The organism is Streptomyces sp. NRRL WC-3742, from assembly GCF_000720635.1.
In the GTDB taxonomy this organism is placed as follows: Bacteria; Actinomycetota; Actinomycetes; order Streptomycetales; family Streptomycetaceae; genus Kitasatospora.
Genome location: NZ_JOCF01000110.1, coordinates 1 through 16,809, shown reverse-complemented (window position 1 = coordinate 16,809; position 16,809 = coordinate 1). Strand labels below are relative to the sequence as shown.

At 72.8% G+C, this 16,809-nt stretch carries 16 protein-coding genes; 3 read left to right on the top strand and 13 right to left on the bottom strand.

Annotation, left to right across the window (positions count from 1 at the left end; genetic code table 11):
- The 11 genes from IH61_RS0137895 to IH61_RS50115 form a co-directional block, all read right to left on the bottom strand.
- On the bottom strand, positions 1–646 hold a 646-nt coding region (locus tag IH61_RS0137895), incomplete at its 3' end, for a sirohydrochlorin chelatase (RefSeq protein ID WP_031078588.1).
- An 11-nt stretch (positions 647–657) separates the two neighbouring features.
- The gene (locus IH61_RS0137890; protein ID WP_031078586.1) at positions 658–1,551 is read right to left on the bottom strand and encodes an ABC transporter permease; all 894 of its coding nucleotides are present in this window, start codon (positions 1,549–1,551) and stop codon (positions 658–660) included.
- Entirely contained in the window at positions 1,538–2,350 is an 813-nt protein-coding gene (locus IH61_RS0137885; RefSeq protein ID WP_031078585.1) for an ABC transporter ATP-binding protein, read from the bottom strand. The genes IH61_RS0137890 and IH61_RS0137885 overlap by 14 nt, the downstream gene beginning before the upstream one ends.
- 121 nt (positions 2,351–2,471) lie before the next feature.
- Positions 2,472–3,638: an aliphatic sulfonate ABC transporter substrate-binding protein gene (locus IH61_RS0137880; protein ID WP_078911704.1), complete on the bottom strand. Its 1,167-nt coding sequence runs from the start codon at positions 3,636–3,638 to the stop codon at positions 2,472–2,474.
- Between the two features lie 245 nt (positions 3,639–3,883).
- Positions 3,884–5,191 (bottom strand): sulfate adenylyltransferase subunit 1, encoded by a 1,308-nt coding sequence (locus tag IH61_RS0137870; protein WP_031078583.1) that lies wholly within the window; start codon positions 5,189–5,191, stop codon positions 3,884–3,886.
- A gap of 3 nt (positions 5,192–5,194) precedes the next feature.
- Complete coding sequence (gene cysD / locus IH61_RS0137865) at positions 5,195–6,151, bottom strand: sulfate adenylyltransferase subunit CysD (protein ID WP_031078582.1); 957 nt, start codon at positions 6,149–6,151, stop codon at positions 5,195–5,197.
- On the bottom strand, positions 6,148–6,729 hold the full coding sequence (gene cysC / locus IH61_RS0137860) for an adenylyl-sulfate kinase (RefSeq protein WP_051838693.1): 582 nt from the start codon (positions 6,727–6,729) through the stop codon (positions 6,148–6,150). The genes cysD and cysC overlap by 4 nt, the downstream gene beginning before the upstream one ends.
- 47 nt (positions 6,730–6,776) lie before the next feature.
- Complete coding sequence (locus IH61_RS0137855; RefSeq protein WP_031078578.1) at positions 6,777–7,478, bottom strand: phosphoadenylyl-sulfate reductase; 702 nt, start codon at positions 7,476–7,478, stop codon at positions 6,777–6,779.
- Positions 7,459–7,653: a hypothetical protein gene (locus IH61_RS45335; protein ID WP_078911703.1), complete on the bottom strand. Its 195-nt coding sequence runs from the start codon at positions 7,651–7,653 to the stop codon at positions 7,459–7,461. Before IH61_RS45335 ends, IH61_RS0137855 begins: the two co-directional genes overlap by 20 nt.
- A 72-nt stretch (positions 7,654–7,725) precedes the next feature.
- Positions 7,726–9,450, bottom strand: coding sequence for a nitrite/sulfite reductase (locus IH61_RS0137850; RefSeq protein ID WP_031078576.1), 1,725 nt, complete (start codon positions 9,448–9,450; stop codon positions 7,726–7,728).
- A gap of 217 nt (positions 9,451–9,667) precedes the next feature.
- Positions 9,668–9,751, bottom strand: coding sequence for a putative leader peptide (locus tag IH61_RS50115; protein WP_318264789.1), 84 nt, complete (start codon positions 9,749–9,751; stop codon positions 9,668–9,670).
- Between the two features lie 213 nt (positions 9,752–9,964).
- On the opposite strand from IH61_RS50115, the gene IH61_RS0137845 reads away from it, so the two are divergent.
- Positions 9,965–11,272 (top strand): YihY/virulence factor BrkB family protein, encoded by a 1,308-nt coding sequence (locus IH61_RS0137845; protein WP_078911702.1) that lies wholly within the window; start codon positions 9,965–9,967, stop codon positions 11,270–11,272.
- A 191-nt stretch (positions 11,273–11,463) separates the two neighbouring features.
- Here the strand turns inward: IH61_RS0137845 and IH61_RS0137840 are convergent, their stop codons facing one another.
- Positions 11,464–13,104: an FtsW/RodA/SpoVE family cell cycle protein gene (locus tag IH61_RS0137840; protein ID WP_063763352.1), complete on the bottom strand. Its 1,641-nt coding sequence runs from the start codon at positions 13,102–13,104 to the stop codon at positions 11,464–11,466.
- Between the two features lie 268 nt (positions 13,105–13,372).
- Here IH61_RS0137840 and IH61_RS45330 point away from each other — a divergent pair, with 268 nt between their 5' ends.
- Positions 13,373–14,584, top strand: coding sequence for a cytochrome c oxidase assembly protein (locus IH61_RS45330; RefSeq protein ID WP_158845785.1), 1,212 nt, complete (start codon positions 13,373–13,375; stop codon positions 14,582–14,584).
- A gap of 282 nt (positions 14,585–14,866) precedes the next feature.
- Complete coding sequence (gene rsgA / locus IH61_RS0137830; RefSeq protein ID WP_037973904.1) at positions 14,867–16,003, top strand: ribosome small subunit-dependent GTPase A; 1,137 nt, start codon at positions 14,867–14,869, stop codon at positions 16,001–16,003.
- Between the two features lie 48 nt (positions 16,004–16,051).
- Here rsgA and IH61_RS0137825 read toward each other — a convergent pair whose 3' ends face one another.
- A complete protein-coding gene (locus IH61_RS0137825; protein ID WP_031078563.1) occupies positions 16,052–16,507 on the bottom strand; it encodes an ASCH domain-containing protein in 456 nt (151 codons plus the stop codon).
- Between the last annotated feature and the right edge of the window lie 302 nt (positions 16,508–16,809).

The window sequence follows — 16,809 nt, the reverse complement described above, 5'->3', positions numbered from 1 at the left end:
GTGTATAAGAGACAGGGTGGTGGGCGGGGGTGGCGGCTGCGGCGATGCGGTCGGGGAGGAGGCCGGGGGCGAGGAGGTAGGGGGAGACGGCGGTGCGGGTGGCGCCGGCGGTGCGGAGGGCGGCGAGGGCGTCGGGGACGCGGGGGCCGGTGGCGGAGGCGTAGGCGACCTCGACGGCGGCCCAGCCGCGGGTGCGGTGCCAGTGGGCGGCCAGGGCGCGGGTGGCGGCGTCGGCGGCGGGGTCGGAGGAGCCGGCCGCGGCCAGGACCACGCCGGTGCGGGCGCGCACGGCGGCGGAGCCGACGTCCAGCCCGGCCTCGGCGAGGCGGCGTTCCAGGGCGGCGAGGAGGAGCGGGGACGGGCCCAGCACGTCCGCGACCGGCAGCGCCGAACCGGCCGAGCGCAGGGCGGCGGGGATGTCGTGCTTGGCGTGGTAGGCCCGGTTGAGCAGCAGCGGCACGGCGACCGCCTCGCCGGGCCCGTAGCGGTGGACGACCTGGGGCAGCCGGGGCGCGCAGTGGTCCAGGTAGGCGGTGGCGACGTCCTGGCCCGGCCGCTGGGCCCGCACCTCCTCGACGAGCGCGGCGACGGTCGCGGCGTGGCGCGGGTCGCGGCTGCCGTGGGCGATCAGGAGGAGGGCGGGCACGGTGCGGCGCCTTACTTCGAGGCGGCCAGCAGGCCGCGGTTGCGCAGGACCCGGCGCTCGACCGGGGTGAACACCAGCAGCTCGATGGCGATGCCGACGAACAGGATGAGGATGATGCCGAGCAGCACCCCGGACATGTCGGAGAACTCGCGCGAGTCCTCCAGGAACCGGCCCAGGCCCCGCCCGAGGTCGGGGGAGGAGGCGACGAGCTCCGCGGCCATCAGCGAGCGCCAGGAGAACGCCCAGCCCTGCTTGAGCCCGGCCAGGTAGCCGGGCAGCGCGGCCGGGAGGAGCACGTGCCGGGCGCCGGCCAGGCCCGTGGCGCCGATGGTGCGCCCGGCGCGCAGGAACAGCGGCGGCACCTGGTCGATGCCGGCGACCAGGCCGTTGGCGATGGACGGGACGGCGCCGAGCAGGATCACCGCGTACATCATCGAGTCGTTGATGCCGAGCCAGATGACGGCCGCCGGCACCCAGGCGACGGAGGGCAGTGACTGCAGGCCCTGCAGGACCGGGCCTATCGCGGTGCGCACCGGTCGGACCCGGGCGACGACCAGGCCGATCGGGGTGCCGATGACGACGGCCAGCAGGAAGCCGGACAGGCCCCGCCAGACGCTGGTCCAGATGATCTCGAACAGCGTGCCCTTGTACCAGAGCTCCTGGAGGGAGCCCCACACGTCGGCCGGGCTGGGCAGCTTGTACGAGGAGGTGAGGTGCAGGCTGTACGCGCCCTGCCACAGCGCGATCACCACCAGGACGCCGATCAGCGGCGGCAGGGCCTTGGTGCGCAGCACCTCGCCGAGCGGGCGGCGCCGGTCGGAGACCGTGTCGAGGGCGTCCAGGCCGGCGCCGACCTCGGCGCTGTCGCCGACCGCCCCGGCGGGCTTGGTGTCAGTGCTGGACATGGCGGCGGATCTCCCCACGCAGTTCTTCGGTGATCTCGATGGACAGGTCGGCCACGCCGGAGGACTCGATGCGGCGCGGCTGCGGCAGGTCGATCCGCCACTCGCGGGCCACCCGGCCGGGCCGGGAGGACAGGAGCACGACCCGCTCGGCCAGCCGGACGGCCTCGCGCACGTTGTGGGTGACGAACAGGACGGTGAGGCGGCGCTCGGCCCAGATGCGGGTGATCTCGTCGTGCAGCACGTCGCGGGTGATGGCGTCGAGCGCGGCGAACGGCTCGTCCATCAGGAGGACCTGGCTGCCCTGGGCGAGGGCGCGGGCCATGGCCACGCGCTGGCGCATGCCGCCGGAGAGCTCGTGCACCCGCTTGCCGTACGCGCCGCCGAGGCGGACGAGTTCGAGGAGGCGCTCGGCCTCGGCGCGGCGCTCGGCGCGGGGCACGCCGGCGAGCTTGAGGGCCAGTTCGATGTTCCTGCCGGCGGTGAGCCAGGGGAAGAGCGCGTGCTCCTGGAACATCAGGGCGGGGCGGCCGCCGGGCACCTGGATCTCGCCGGCGCTGGGCCTGTCGAGGCCGGCGACGAGGTTGAGCAGGGTGGACTTGCCGCAGCCCGAGGCGCCGAGCAGCGTGACGAACTCCCCGGGGGCGACGTCGAGGGTGATGTCGTCGAGGACGTGGGTGCGCGCGCTCCCGCGGCCGAAGGACTTGTGCACGTGCGAGATGCGGACGGCGGGCGCGCCGTCGGCCGGGGCGGGGGCGGCAGCGTCGGTGGGGTCGGCCGAGGTGGTCAGTGCCGGGGTCATCCGGGCACCTCCTGCGTCAGTGGTCGGGCTGGGCGGGAGAGTCGGAGCCGGGGTCCGGGCCCCGCCCGCGCGGTGGGCATCGATCGGGGATCGACCGGGCGGGCGGGGCCGGACCTCGGAGTTACCTGGTGCCGAGTCCGGCGTCCGCCACGGCGGGCCGGCCCTGGGCGCCGAGGACCTTGTTCAGCGCGGTGAGGTCGTAGATGCCGTTCAGGTTGGGCTTCTTGAGGAGCCCGGCGGTGACGGCGTGGTCGGCCTCGGACTGCAGGGTGCTCGCCAGCGGGTCGTCCAGGAAGTCGATGTCGGCCCAGGCCGGGTCGAGGACGGCCGGCTCCAGCGCGTTGCCGGCCTCCTTCTTGATGGCCTCGTTGGCGTCGGCCTTGGCCTTGTCCGGGTTGGCCTTGATGAAGGCGTTGGTGTTCACCGAGCCGCGCAGCACGGCCTCCACCACGTCCGGGTGCTCCTTGAGGAACTTCTGGGACACGATGATGTTGGTGATGACGAACTTCTTGTCCGGCCAGACGTCCTTCTCGTTGAGCAGGACCTTCGCGCCGAGGCTGACGAGCTTGGACGCGGTGGGCTCGGGCACCCAGGCGCCGTCTATGGAGCCCTGCTTGTAGGCGTCGGGGGTGACCTTGTTGTCGGTGCGCACCACCGAGACGTCGCCCGCGCCGGAGGCCGCGTCGACCTTGAAGCCCTTGCCGGCCAGGTAGTTGAGCAGCGCCACGTCCTGGGTGTTGCCCAGCTGCGGGGTGGCGATCTTCTTGCCCTTGAGGTCGTCCAGCGAGGGGACCTTCTCGGGGTTGACGACCAGCTTGACGCCGCCGGAGGCCGAACCGCCGATGATCTTCAGCGACTTGCCGTCCGACTTGGTGTAGCCGTTGATCGCGGGGGAGGGGCCGATCCAGCCGATGTCGATGGAGCCGGCGTTGAGCGCCTCGATCTCGGCGGGGCCCGCGTTGAAGACCTGGGTCTTGACCTGGGTGGCGCCCAACTCCTTCTGGAACAGGCCCTCCTGGAGGCCGACCAGCGGGGTGCCGTGGGTGAGGTTGGCGAAGTAGCCGATCTTCACCGTGTCGGCGGAGAGCTTGGCGCCGGTGGCCGAACCGGCGGGGGCGGCCGCGCTGGGCTTGTCGTCGGCCTTGGAGCCGTAGGAGCAGGCGGACAGCAGGGCGATGGCGCTCAGACCGGCGACGGCGGCCGCGGCGGTGCGTCTGATGCGCCCGGCGTTGGGGCGGATGCGCCTATGGGAGACGTCGGTGCGGGCGGGCGTCGGGTTCGGTGCCATGGTGGAGTCCTGTTCGCGGACGGACCGTCAGGAGGCGGCCTCGGGTCGGCAGTTGGAAGGTGACGCTGCGGCAGCGGGGTGCCGGGCAAGCCGGGCGGCTGTGGGGGGTGGGACAGCCCGGTGGCAGGGCCGGTGTCAGCCCTGCCGGCCCGCACATCGCGTCAGGCCGCCCTGGCCGCTGCCGAGGACGCCGCTGCCGATGCGGCCGCCTTCCTTGTCCATGCCCGAGAACGCCTCGCTGGGCATCAGACCCAGTCCTCCTCTGTGGTGTCCGTGGCGCGTACGGTGTCGAACGCCTCGCCCGCCATGCCGGCGGTGAGAGTGGTGCCGTCCACCGGGTCGACCAGCAGGAACGAGCCGGTGCGACGGTTGTCGGAGTAGGCGTCGAGCGCCAGCGGCTCGGCGGTGCGCAGCACCACGCGGCCGATGTCGTTGACGTTCAACCCCTCGGCGCCGGAGCGCTGTTCGAGGGTGTCGATGTCGATGCGGTAGCTGATCTCCTTGACCAGGGCGCGCACCGTGCGGGTGGTGTGCTTGAGCAGCACCTTGTCCCCGGCGCGCAGCGGCCGCTCGTTCAGGTGGCTGACGGTCGCCTCGATGTCCTTGGTGGGCTCGGGGGCCGGACCGGCGGCGATGAGGTCGCCGCGGGAGATGTCGAGGTCGTCGGCGAGGCGAACGGTCACCGACTGCGGCGCCCAGGCGACGTCCGTCCGGCGGCCCAGCGCGTCGATCCCGGCGACGGTGGTGGTGTGCCCGGAGGGCAGCACGGTGACCTCGTCGCCGACCCGCAGCACGCCGGAGGCCAACTGGCCCGCGTAGCCGCGGTAGTCGGGGTGCTCCTCGGTCTGCGGGCGGATCACGTACTGGACGGGGAAGCGGGCCGGCTCGGCGCTCGGGTCGCTGCCGACCGGCACCGTCTCCAGGTGCTCCAGCAGCGTCGGGCCGCCGTACCAGTCCATGTGCGAGGACGGCTCGACGACGTTGTCCCCGGCGAGCGCGGAGATCGGCACCGCCAGGACGTCCTTGACGCCCAGGGAGGCGGCGTAGGCGGTGAACTCCTCGGCGATCCGCGCGAACACGGGCTCCGCGTACTCGACGAGGTCCATCTTGTTGACGGCCAGCACCACGTGCGGCACCCGCAGCAGCGCGGCGACGGCCGCGTGCCGGCGGGTCTGCTCGACGACCCCGTTGCGGGCGTCGACCAGGACGACGGCGAGCTCGGCGGTGGAGGCGCCGGTCACCATGTTGCGGGTGTACTGCACGTGCCCGGGGGTGTCGGCGAGGATGAACCGCCGCCGGGGGGTGGCGAAGTAGCGGTAGGCGACGTCGATGGTGATGCCCTGCTCGCGCTCGGCCCGCAGGCCGTCGGTGAGCAGCGCCAGGTCAGGCGCCTCCTTGCCGCGGCTGCGGGAGGCGTGCTCGACGGCCTCCAGCTGGTCGGCGAGGACGGACTTGGAGTCGTGCAGCAGCCGCCCGACCAGGGTGGACTTGCCGTCGTCGACGGAACCGGCGGTGGCGAAACGCAGCAGCGAAGTGGCGGTCGTCGTGCTCATTGTCTAGAAGTACCCTTCGCGCTTACGGTCTTCCATCGCGGCCTCGGACAGCTTGTCGTCGGCGCGGGTGGCGCCGCGCTCGGTGAGGCGGCTGGCGGCGATCTCGGTGATCACGGCCTCGATGGTGGTGGCGTCCGAGTCGACGGCGCCGGTGCAGGACATGTCGCCGACGGTGCGGTAGCGCACCAGGCGCCGCTCCACGGGCTCGTCCTCCCGCGGGCCGCCCCACTCGCCGGCCGTCAGCCACATGCCGGAGCGGGCGAAGACGTCCCGCTCGTGCGCGTAGTAGATCTCCGGCAGCTCGATGCCCTCGCGCTCGATGTACTGCCAGACGTCCAGCTCCGTCCAGTTGGACAGCGGGAACACCCGGACGTGCTCGCCCACCGCGTGGCGGCCGTTGTACAGCGACCACAGCTCGGGGCGCTGGCGGCGCGGGTCCCAGGCGCCGAACTCGTCGCGCAGGGAGAAGACGCGCTCCTTGGCGCGGGCCTTCTCCTCGTCCCGGCGGCCGCCGCCGAAGACGGCGTCGAAGCGGTTCGACTCGATCGCGTCGAGCAGCGGGACGGTCTGCAGCGGGTTGCGGGTGCCGTCCGGGCGCTCGCGCAGCACGCCGCGGTCGATGAAGTCCTGCACGTGGGCCACGTGCAGGCGCAGGCCGTGCTGCGCCACGACGCGGTCGCGGTAGGCGATGACCTCGGGGAAGTTGTGCCCGGTGTCGACGTGCAGCAGCGAGAACGGCACCGGCGAGGGCGCGAACGCCTTGAGCGCCAGGTGCAGCATGACGATGGAGTCCTTGCCGCCGGAGAAGAGGATCACCGGGCGCTCGAACTCCCCCGCGACCTCGCGGAAGATGTGCACCGACTCGGCCTCCAGCGCGTCCAGGTGAGACAGCGCGAAGGGCCCCTCTGAATTCTGGTGAGGGTCGTCCGCGCGGACAAAGGTGTCGGTCACGGTGGTCATGCCAGGCCCCGTTCGGTCAGGAAGGCGTGCAGTTCGGCGGCGGACTCGGTGACCTCGCGGCCCTGGGTCTGCAGGCGCAGCTCCGGGCGCTCCGGCGCCTCGTACGGGTCGTCCACACCGGTCAGGCCGGTGATCTCGCCCGCCGCCTGCTTGGCGTACAGGCCCTTGACGTCCCGTTCGGCGCACAGCTCCACCGGGGTGGCCACGTGGATCTCCAGGAACTCGGTGCCGGCGGCCGCGTGCCGCTCGCGCACGGCGGCGCGGGAGTCGGCGAACGGGGCGATCACCGGGGCGAGCACCTTGACGCCGTTGGCGGCGAGCTTCTCGGCGACGAAGCCGATCCGGGTCACGTTGGTGTGGCGGTCCTCGCGGGAGAAGCCGAGGCCCTTGGAGAGGAACTCGCGGATCTCGTCGCCGTCCAGGACCTCCACCCGGTGGCCCTCGGCGCGCAGCCGCTCGGCCAGGGCGAAGGCGAGCGTGGTCTTGCCCGCGCTCGGCAGCCCGGTCAGCCACACGGTGGCGCCGCGCTCGCAGGGGGCGGCTGCGGGGGCCGCCTCTGCGGCTCCGGCGGCGGCCAGGGTGTGAGCTGTCACGGTGATGTCCTTACGCGGTGGGTGAGCGGTGGTCAGAGGTGGATGCCGCACTCGGTCTTGCCCGAGCCGGACCAGCGGCCGGAGCGGGCGTCCTCGCCCTCGCCGGGCTTGCGGGTGCAGGACAGCGGCGAGCAGCCGATCGAGGTGTAGCCCTCCCACAGCAGCGGGTTGAGCAGCACGCCGTTGGCGGCGACGTAGGCGTCCACGTCCTCCTGCGTCCACCGGGCGATCGGGGCGAGCTTGACCTTGCGGCGCCTCGCGTCCCACGCGACGACCGGGGTGTTCGCCCGGGTCGGGGACTCGTCGCGGCGCAGCCCGGTGGCCCAGGCGTCGTACGCGCCGAGACCCCGGTTGAGCGGCTCGACCTTGCGCAGCGAGCAGCACAGGTCGGGGTCGCGGTCGTGCAGGTTCGGCCCGTGCTCGGCGTCCTGCTCGGCGACGGTCCTCAGGGGCTTGAGCGTGATGACGTTGACCGGCATGGTCGCGGCCACCGCGTCCCGGGTGCCGATGGTCTCGGGGAAGTGGTAGCCGGTGTCCAGGAACACGACGTCCACGCCCGGGAACACCGAGGAGGCGAGGTGGGCGACCACCGCGTCCTCCATCGAGGAGGTGACGCAGAAGCGGCTCCCGAAGGTGTCGGCGGCCCAGCGCAGGATCTCCTGCGGCGTGGCCTCCTCCAGCTCGCGGCCGGCCCGCTCCGCGAGCTCCGCGTAGTCAGTCGCCGTGCTGCTCATGTGACGTACCCCCGTTGGTCGGTGCTCCGCTGGTTGACGACAGCAGGCCGAGGAACTTCAACTGGAAGGCGCGGCGGCAGCCGTGGCATTCCCAGGCGCCGTGTCCGGCCTCGGACGGGCGCAGGTCCTCGTCCCCGCAGTACGGGCAGAAGAAGGGTGCGGCTCGTTCACTCATCGCCCACCTCGCTGCGCTCGGCGTTCGCTTCGCGAACACGCCCTGCCTGATCGGTTCGCTCGCTGCGCCCGCTCACGACAGCTGCTCCTCGTCGGCGCGGGCCGTCCACTGGGCGAAGCGCTCGCCCTCGGCGCGGTCGGCCCGGAAGCGGGTCAGCACGCGCTCGATGTAGTCGGGCAGGCCCTCGCTGGTGACCTTGAGGCCGCGGACCTTGCGGCCGAAGCCGGCCTCGAGGCCGAGCGCGCCGCCCAGGTGCACCTGGTAGCCCTCGACCTGGTTGCCGTGCTCGTCGGTGACGAGCTGGCCCTTGAGGCCGATGTCGGCGACCTGGATGCGGGCGCAGGCGTTGGGGCAGCCGTTGATGTTGATGGTCAGCGGCTCCTGGAAGTCCGGCAGGCGCTTCTCCAGCTCGTCGATGAGCGTGCGGCCGCGCTCCTTGGTCTCGACGATGGCGAGCTTGCAGTACTCGATGCCGGTGCAGGCCATGGTGCCGCGGCGGAACGGCGACGGGGTGACCCGCAGGTCGAGCGCCTCCAGGCCGGCGACGACGGACTCGACGTGCTCCTCGGCGATGTCGAGGATCAGCATCTTCTGCTCGGCGGTGGTGCGCACCCGGTCGCTGCCGTGGGCGGCGGCGAGGTCGGCGATCAGGCCGAGCAGCTTGCCGTCGACGCGGCCGACGCGCGGGGCGAAGCCGATGTAGAAGCGGCCGTCCTTCTGGCGGTGGACGCCGACGTGGTCGCGCCAGCGGGAGACGGGCTCCACGGGCGCGGGGCCGTCGATCAGCTCGCGCTTCAGGTACTCGTCCTGGAGCACCTGGCGGAACTTCTCCACGCCCCAGTCGGCGACCAGGAACTTGAGGCGGGCGCGGTTGCGCAGCCGCCGGTAGCCGTAGTCGCGGAAGATGCCGATGACGCCGCCGTAGACATCGGCGACCTCCTCCAGCGGCACCCAGGCGCCCAGGCGCACGCCCAGCTTGGGGTTGGTGGACAGGCCGCCGCCGACCCACAGGTCGAAGCCGGGCCCGTGCTCGGGGTGGACGACGCCGACGAAGGAGATGTCGTTGATCTCGTGCGCCACGTCCAGCAGCGGGGAGCCGGAGACGGCGGACTTGAACTTGCGCGGCAGGTTGGAGAACTCCGGGTTGCCGATGAAGCGGCGCTGGATCTCCTCGATGGCGGGGGTGCCGTCGATGATCTCGTCCTCGGCGACGCCGGCGACCGGCGAGCCGAGGATGACGCGCGGGGTGTCGCCGCACGCCTCGGTGGTGGACAGGCCCACGGCCTCCAGCTTCTGCCAGATCGCCGGGACGTCCTCGATGCGGATCCAGTGGTACTGGATGTTCTGCCGGTCGGTCAGGTCGGCGGTGCCCCGGGCGTACTGCTCGGAGACCTCGGCGACGGCGCGCAGCTGGGGGACGGTCAGGCGGCCGCCGTCGATGCGCACGCGGAGCATGAAGAACTCGGCGTCCAGCTCGTGGGGCTCCAGGATCGCGGTCTTGCCGCCGTCGATGCCCTCCTTGCGCTGGGTGTACAGACCCCACCAGCGCATCCGGCCGCGCAGGTCGGCGGGGTCGATGGAGTCGAAGCCCCGGTGCGCGTAGATCGTCTCAATACGTGTCCGCACATTGAGACCGTCGTCGTCCTTCTTGAACTGCTCGTTGGCGTTCAGCGGGGTGAAGTGCCCCATGCCCCACTGGCCCTCGCCGCGGTGGCGGGTCACCTTGCGCGCCGCGGCGGGGCGGCTCGCGGCCGGCCGGTCGGCGGCGGGCTCGGCGGTCTCGGGGGTGGTGGCCATGCTGGAGTCCTTCGGGGCAGGTGGCGCTGGCGCCGGGTGGGTCGCTGGGCGTGCTCGGCCGTCGATGCTGCTGTGACCTGCGGGTTTCCCGGGATGCTGCTGAGGCGCAAGGGCGGGAGCGCAGTGCCTGAGGCGGCCGGGCGGGCGCCTGCGCATCCGCTTCGACGGGGATGGCGGTGTGGACGGCGCCGGGTGCGGTGGGGCGGCGGAGTCGAGCTCAGGTCACCGGACAGATGGCGCTGGACACGCGAAGGAGATCGACGTGGAGTCGACCTACTAGGGTGGTTCCGGCGCTAGACATGGCAAGAGATTCGCACGGCGCGGGACTCGCGGTCCACTAACATCCGGATGCTGGACGCTCCGGTTTCACCATCCGGGACGCGGCCGGGTTCCCGCCGCTCCGGGGGCCGCAGGCCGTCCCACCGGCCGCCGCACCGCCGGTTCGCCACCCGGCCACCCGCCGGTACCCCCGGGGAGATCAAGCGGCGGGGACGGGCCCGATACCGTTACCCCTGTGCAAGCAGCAGGCGAAACCCCCAGACCGAACCCCGAACGGCCCTCCCGGCGCCGGGGCAAGGGCTCCCGGCGCGCGGCCAAACCGGTCACCTGGCGCCGCACCGCGTGGGACCTGGTCAGGGACACCACCAACACCTGCGTCGAGTACCGGGTCACCGGACTCGCCGCGGAGGCCGCGTTCTTCACCCTGCTGTCCATCCCGCCGCTGCTCCTCGGCCTGGCCGCCACCCTCGGCTACCTCGACTCGTTCCTCGGCGCCGGCACCATCGACCGCCTCAAGCACGACATCGTCTCGGCCGCAGGGAAGGCCCTGTCGGACTCCTCCGTCAAGGAGGTCGTCGTGCCGCTGCTCAACCAGGTCTTCGACCACACCCGGCCCGACCTGGTCTCGATCGGCTTCCTGCTGTCCCTGTGGTCCGGCTCGCGGGCGCTCTACATCTTCATCGACACCATCACCGTCATGTACGGGCTCGACGGCAAGCGCGGCATCGTCAAGACCCGGCTGATGTCGCTGGGCCTCTACCTCGGCGCCCTGGTGATCGGCTCCCTGGTGCTGCCGCTGCTGATGGCCGGTCCGGGGCTGGTCGAGAACGCCGTACCGGGCATCGCCGGGCTCGTCGGCGCCGCGTACTGGCCGGTGGCCATCCTGCTGCTCGTCGTCTCCCTCACCACGCTCTACCACCTGGCCGTCCCCGTCTCCACGCCCTGGCGCGAGGACATCCCCGGCGCGCTCGTCGCCCTGGTGGTGCTGGTCTTCTGCAGCGTGGGCCTGCGGGTGTACCTGGTCAGCTCCGTCGAGGGCCCCTCGGTGTACGGCTCGCTGGCGGCGCCCGTCGCCGTACTGCTGTGGATCTTCGTGGTCGCGCTCGCGGTGCTCATCGGCGCGGCCATGAACGCCGCCATAGACCGCCGCTGGCCCACCCTGGAGACGGCCGACGCCCGGGCCGAGAACGAGCGGGCGCACGAGGCGGCGGCCGCGGCCGTCGTGCGCGAGGTCGCCGTGCGGCGGGCCGTGGAGCGGGCCCGGCGGGCGCGCGAACTCGGGCTCGCGGAGGGCCACGAGGAGGAGTGGGGCGAGGACGAGGCGGACGACGTCGACGTGCCCTCCGAGTACCCGGAGCGGTGGGCGGACGTGCTCGCCGCCGACAACGTCCGCGGGCGGCTCACCTCGCGGGGCGGGCCGCACCACCGTTCGGCGCCGCCCCCGCCGGACAGCGACCGGCCGGCGGGGCCCCCGCCGGGGGACCAGGCGCCCCCGGGGCCGCCGCCGGGGTACCCGCCGCGGCCGCCGTGGGAGGAGCGGTGAGGTGACCTGGGCCGGCGGGCCGGCGGGCGGGTTTACGGGCTGACCGGCTGACGGGCTGACGGGTTCACGGGCAGGGCCTCCTCCGCGGGTGCGGGGGAGGCCCTGTCGTTCGTCGGGTCGTCGTTTCGTCAGGTGGTCTTGGCGTCAGGTGGTCTTGGCGTCGGGGCGTCGGGGCGTCGGGGCGTCGGCTTTCAGGCCGAGGCCGGGTTCTGGCCGCCGCCGTACCCCTGGGCGGGGTGGTCCGAGGCGGGCGGGTAGCCGTACGAGCGCTGCTGGGGGTCCGTCGGGGTGCGGCCGCCGAACGCGGGCCGCACCTCGGTGGGGGCCGCCGGATCGGTGTTCGGTGACGCGGGCTCCTGCGCGGGGAACGGCTGCGGCTCGGCGGGCCGGCCCTGCTCCGGGCGCGGCGTGGCGGCCGCCTGGGCGGGCAGGGGCTCGGACAGCGGCGGGGCCGGTTCCAGCGCGGCCCGGCCGGAGGAGTCGCTCAGCTTGATCAGCAGCGCCACGATCAGCCAGTTGGCGAGCAGCGAGGAACCGCCCGCCGCCAGGAACGGCAGCGCCTTGCCCGTCAGCGGCACCAGGCCGCTCACACCGCCGACGACCACGAACACCTGCAACGCCAGCGCCGAGGACAGGCCCGCCGCCAGCAGCTTGCCGAACGGGTCCGTCAGGCCGATCGCGGTGCGCAGCCCGCGCTGGACGAGCAGCAGGTACACCATCAGGACGGCCGTCACCCCCGCCAGGCCCAGCTCCTCGCCGATGGTGGTGAACACGAAGTCGCTGCGCCCGGCGAAGCCGATCAGCCACGGACGCCCCGAGCCCAGCCCCGTACCGGTCAGGTGGCCGGTGCCCAGGCTGAACAGGGCCTCGGCGGGCTGGTCGGAGATGATCGCCGGATCGTGGTGCTCCTTGTAGTAGTCCAGCGGGTGCAGCCAGGCCAGCACGCGCCCGTGCACGTGCGGCTCCGCCGTACCGACCACGGCCGCGCCGCCGACCGCCATCAGCAGGCCGAGCACCACCCAGCTGGTGCGCTCGGTCGCCACGTAGAGCATGACGATGAAGACGCCGAAGAAGATCAGCGAGGTGCCGAGGTCGCGCTCGAAGATCAGCACCAGCAGGCTGACCACCCAGATCGCCAGCACCGGCCCGGCGTGCCGCCCGCGCGGCAGGGTCAGGCCCCAGACCTTGCGCCCGGCCAGGGCCAGGGCGTCGCGCGAGGCCATCAGGTAGCCGGCGAAGAAGATCGTGATCGCGACCTTCACGAACTCGTCCGGCTCGAAGGAGAGGCCGAAGAGGCGGATCCAGCGCTTGGCGCCGAAGTCCTCCGGGCGGCCGGGGAAGAACGCGGGCGCCGCCAGCAGGATCAGCGCGCCCGCCATCAGGAGGTAGACGTACCGCTGGAAGAAGCGGTGGTGCTTGACCAGCACGATCAGCGCCAGCGCCACCGCGACCGAGACGAAGACCCACATCATCTGGGAGGGCGCGGCCGGGATCTTCTGGTAGTCGCCCTTCCTGGCGTGCACCGCCGCGTAGGAGATGTCCAGCCGGTCCAGCAGCATCAGGCCGAAGCCGGTCAGGAAGACGCCCAGCGGCAGGATCAGCGGATCCGCGTACGGGGCGAACCGGCGCACCACCAGGTGCGCCACCCCGGCCAGGCCGCCCAGGAGGAGGCCGTGCACCAGCAGTCCGGGCGGCATCTTGCCGGTCAGGGCCAGATCGGCGTCGATGTGGCCGGCCAGACAGACGGCCACCGCGAGCGCCAACAGGCCCAGCTCGATGTTGCGGTGGCGCCCGGCCAGCCGACGGCCCTCGCCGCGTGCAGTGCTTCGCACCTGTTGTCGTCCCCTTGGTCGTTCACCCACGTGGCCGGTATCGCCGACGGTGCATCCTGCCAGACGAACGTGGCCTCCCGCCGGTTGCGCCCTTGGGCTGCGGAAGGCCGGAACTTTGCCTCGGCAAAGCTTCCTTCAGGGTTTGGTAAAGCCTCTTCCGGGGTCGGGTATAGAGGAGGGCCCCGCGCGAGGACGGGCCCGTCACGGCCGGGAGGATGACAGGGCGCCGAGGCCCCCGCCCGGCGTCGGCCGCGGGAGCGGCCGGGCGGTGAGCGCGGACGAGGTGGGCGGACGGATGTACGGCGCTTTTTCGGGCGGTGCTTTCGCGGGCGGTGCTCCTTCGGGTGGCGCTTTCTCGGGCGGCGCGTTCGCGGGTGGCGTTCTCGCCGCCTCCGGGAGCCCCGGGGCTCCCTCGGCCTCCCCTGTCGACCTGGCGTACAGCGGGCCGCCCGCGTGGCAGTGGTCGGACCTGGCGACCTCCTGGACCTTCGAGCCGCTGGTGGTCACCCTCTCGGTGCTGGCCGGCGCCTGGTACCTCGCCGCGGTGCGCACCGTCCGCCGTGGGGGTGGCGGGAACGGGGGAGGGGAGCCTGGTCTCGAGGAACGTGGTGTCGGGCAGCGCGGTGTCGGGCAGAGCGGCGCCGGAGGGCGCTGGCAGCCGACGCGCACGGCGGCCTTCCTCGGCGGGCTGCTGCTGTGGATCTGGTGCACCTGTTCCGGGCTCGGGGTGTACGACCGGGTGCTGTTCACCGACCGGGCCGTGCAGGTCGTGCTGCTGCTCATGGTCGTCCCGCTGCTGCTGGCCCTCGGCGCGCCCGTCTCCCTGCTGGTCGCCGCCTCGCCCGAGCGCCGGCGCGAGCGCATCCTGCGGGCGCTGCGCAGCCGGCCGTCCAAGGTGCTGATGTTCCCGGCCGTGTCGACGGCGCTGCTGATGGCGCCGCCGTGGCTGCTGTACTTCACGCCCTGGTACGAGTGGTCGGTCTCCAGCGGGCTGGGCAACGTGGTGCTGCACCTGTCGCTGGTGCTGCTCGGGCTCGCCTACTTCTGGCCGCGGCTGCAGATCGACCCCGTCGGGCACGAGTACCCGCACCTGGTCGGACTGTTCATCACCTTCGCCGAGGTGATCTTCGACGCCGGGCTCGGGCTGGTGCTGATCTACGGCGGGCACCTCGTCGCCGAGCACCACTACGTCGCGCTCGGGCGGCCCTGGGGGCCGAGCCTGGCGCAGGACCAGACCTGGGGCGGCAACGCCTTCTGGGTCCTGGGGGACCTGGTCGGGCTGCCGTTCCTGGCGGCGCTGGTGCGGCGGATGGTGGTGCAGGGGCGGGAGGAGATCGAGGCGGTGGACGCCGAACTGGACGCCCGCTTCGAGGCCGCCGCGGCCCAGGCGCGGGAGGAGGGGCGGCCGGAAGAGGAGGAGGCCGGGATGCGGCCCTGGTGGCTGGACGACCCCAACCTCAAGCACCGGTACGGCGGGTAGAACCTCCGTCAGGCCCTGTTCGGGCGGCATTTCCGCAGGTCAAAAACCCGTTGGCACGAGCCTTCGCTTCCGCTAGCGTTTGTCCCGTCCGGTTCGGGGCCCACGTGGGTCGCCCCGAGGAGTAGAGAGCAGGAGGTGAGTCCATTGGTCGCTGTCGCCCCGATAGCTGCCCTGGGCAGCACTCGCGTTCACCTCCTTGTCCCGGCCGCCGGCTGACCGCTTCTTCCTTCACGCGTCAGCCGTAGCCCGCCGGGTCGTTCTCCTCCCGAAGGGCCCACTGCGTTGTTCAACGCTGCCTCCATCTCTTCTTCCCTCTCCTCCTCTTCCTCCTCGTCCTCTGCTCTCGACGGGTCGCCCCTGGCCGGCTACGGCTGGACGTCCGAACTGGCCGAGGAATTCGCCCCGCTCGCCGAGGCCGGGCTCGTCCCGGCCCGGATCGTCCGGGTCGACCGCGGCCAGTGCGACGCCGTCATCGCCGACCCGGAAACGGGCGAGGTGCGCACCGTCCGCCTCGACACCCGGCCGGTGGGCGACGCCGACATGATCAACTGCCCCTGCACGGGCGACTGGGCCGGGGCCGACCTGTACGCCCAGCCGATGGCGGCGGTCTCCGCACTGCTGCCGCGCTCCACCGCGATCATCCGCAAGGTCGCCGGCAAGCGCTCGGACGGCCAGGTGCTGGCGGCCAACGTCGACACCGTCCTGATCGCCTCCTCGCTCGCCGCCGACCCCGACCTCGGCCGGATCGAACGCTTCCTGGCCCTGGCCTGGGAGTCCGGCGCCGAACCGGTGGTCGTCCTCACCAAGGCCGACCTCGTCGACGACGCCGACTTCATCCGCGCCGACGTCGAGGCGGTGGCCCCCGGGGTCACGGTGCTCGTGGTCAGCGCCGAGACGGGCGAGGGCATCGACGTCCTGCGCGCCTGCACCCCGGGCACCACGGCCGTCATCGGCCAGTCCGGCGTCGGCAAGTCCACGCTCACCAACGCCCTCGCCGGCACCGTGGCGATGGCCGTCCAGGAGGCCCGCGAGGTCGACCAGAAGGGCCGCCACACCACGACCACCCGGGAGCTGATCCCGCTGCCCGGCGGCGGCGTGCTCATCGACACCCCCGGGCTGCGCGAGGTCGGCCTCTACGGTGGCGAAGGCGTCGACCTCGCCTTCGCTGACATAGCCGAGCTGGCCGAGGAGTGCCGCTTCCACGACTGCGGGCACCGCACCGAGCCCGGCTGCGCCGTCCAGGCGGCGCTGGCGGACGGCACGCTGCCGCAGCGCCGGATGGACAGCTACCTCAAGCTCCAGCGCGAGAACGAGTGGATCGCCTCGCGCTCGGACGCCCGGCTGGCCTCCGAGCGGCTGAAGAAGTGGAAGACGATCACCAAGTCGATGCGTGCCACGGGAGGTTCGGTGAAGCGTTGACGTGGGCCGGCTGCTGGTCGGCCGCCCTCCGGCGAGCCGCGCGCGGGCTCAGCGGAGGTCGGCCACCAGCCGGAACCGTTCCAGCACGGCGAGGGTCGAGTCGTCCACGGTGAATCCCGGGTCATCGAGGGCGGCGAGCATCTCCGGGCTGCTCCAGAACCGCTCGTGTGCCGCGCGCCAGCCGGCGAGGGTTTCGTAGTCCTCGCCCTCGTCGATGGCGTGCTGGAGGTCCACCTCCCCGAGCGGGACGACACGGACCTCGACGGTCTCGATCACGGCGACCGTACGGCCGTCCGAATCGGGCACCGAGGCCCTCCGACCGGCCTGCGGCAGAGGCTCGCCCTCGTGCTCGTAGGCGGCGACCAGGCCCGTGGTGCTGGTCTTGGCCCCGCTGAGCACGGCCGCGACCAACTGGTCGCGCAGCGGGCCGGGGAACGCGAACTCACAAGGAGTCAGGGCGACGACGCGCGGGTCGTCCGGGCCGGTGTAAGGCTGCTCGCTCATGCCGGGGAGCGTAGCCGCAGGGTGGACGAACGGCCCCCGAATTTCGGGTGGGGCGTCGGGCGTCAGGCGTCAGGTATTGGGCGCCAGGTATCGGGCCGGGGCCGTGGGCATGGCCGTGGCCGTGGGTATGGCTCCGAGACACAGGAGCCGGGGAACCCGGGGAACGGGCCGGGCGAGGCGAGGCGAACGGGTAGTGGGCGGGCGGCGCCGGGTGGGTGGTGGGGGTGGTGTGGTTTTGGGGCCGTAGGTTGGGGGGGGGGTGGGGGGGGTTTGGCCTTTGGCCGTGGGGATGGCTCCGAGAC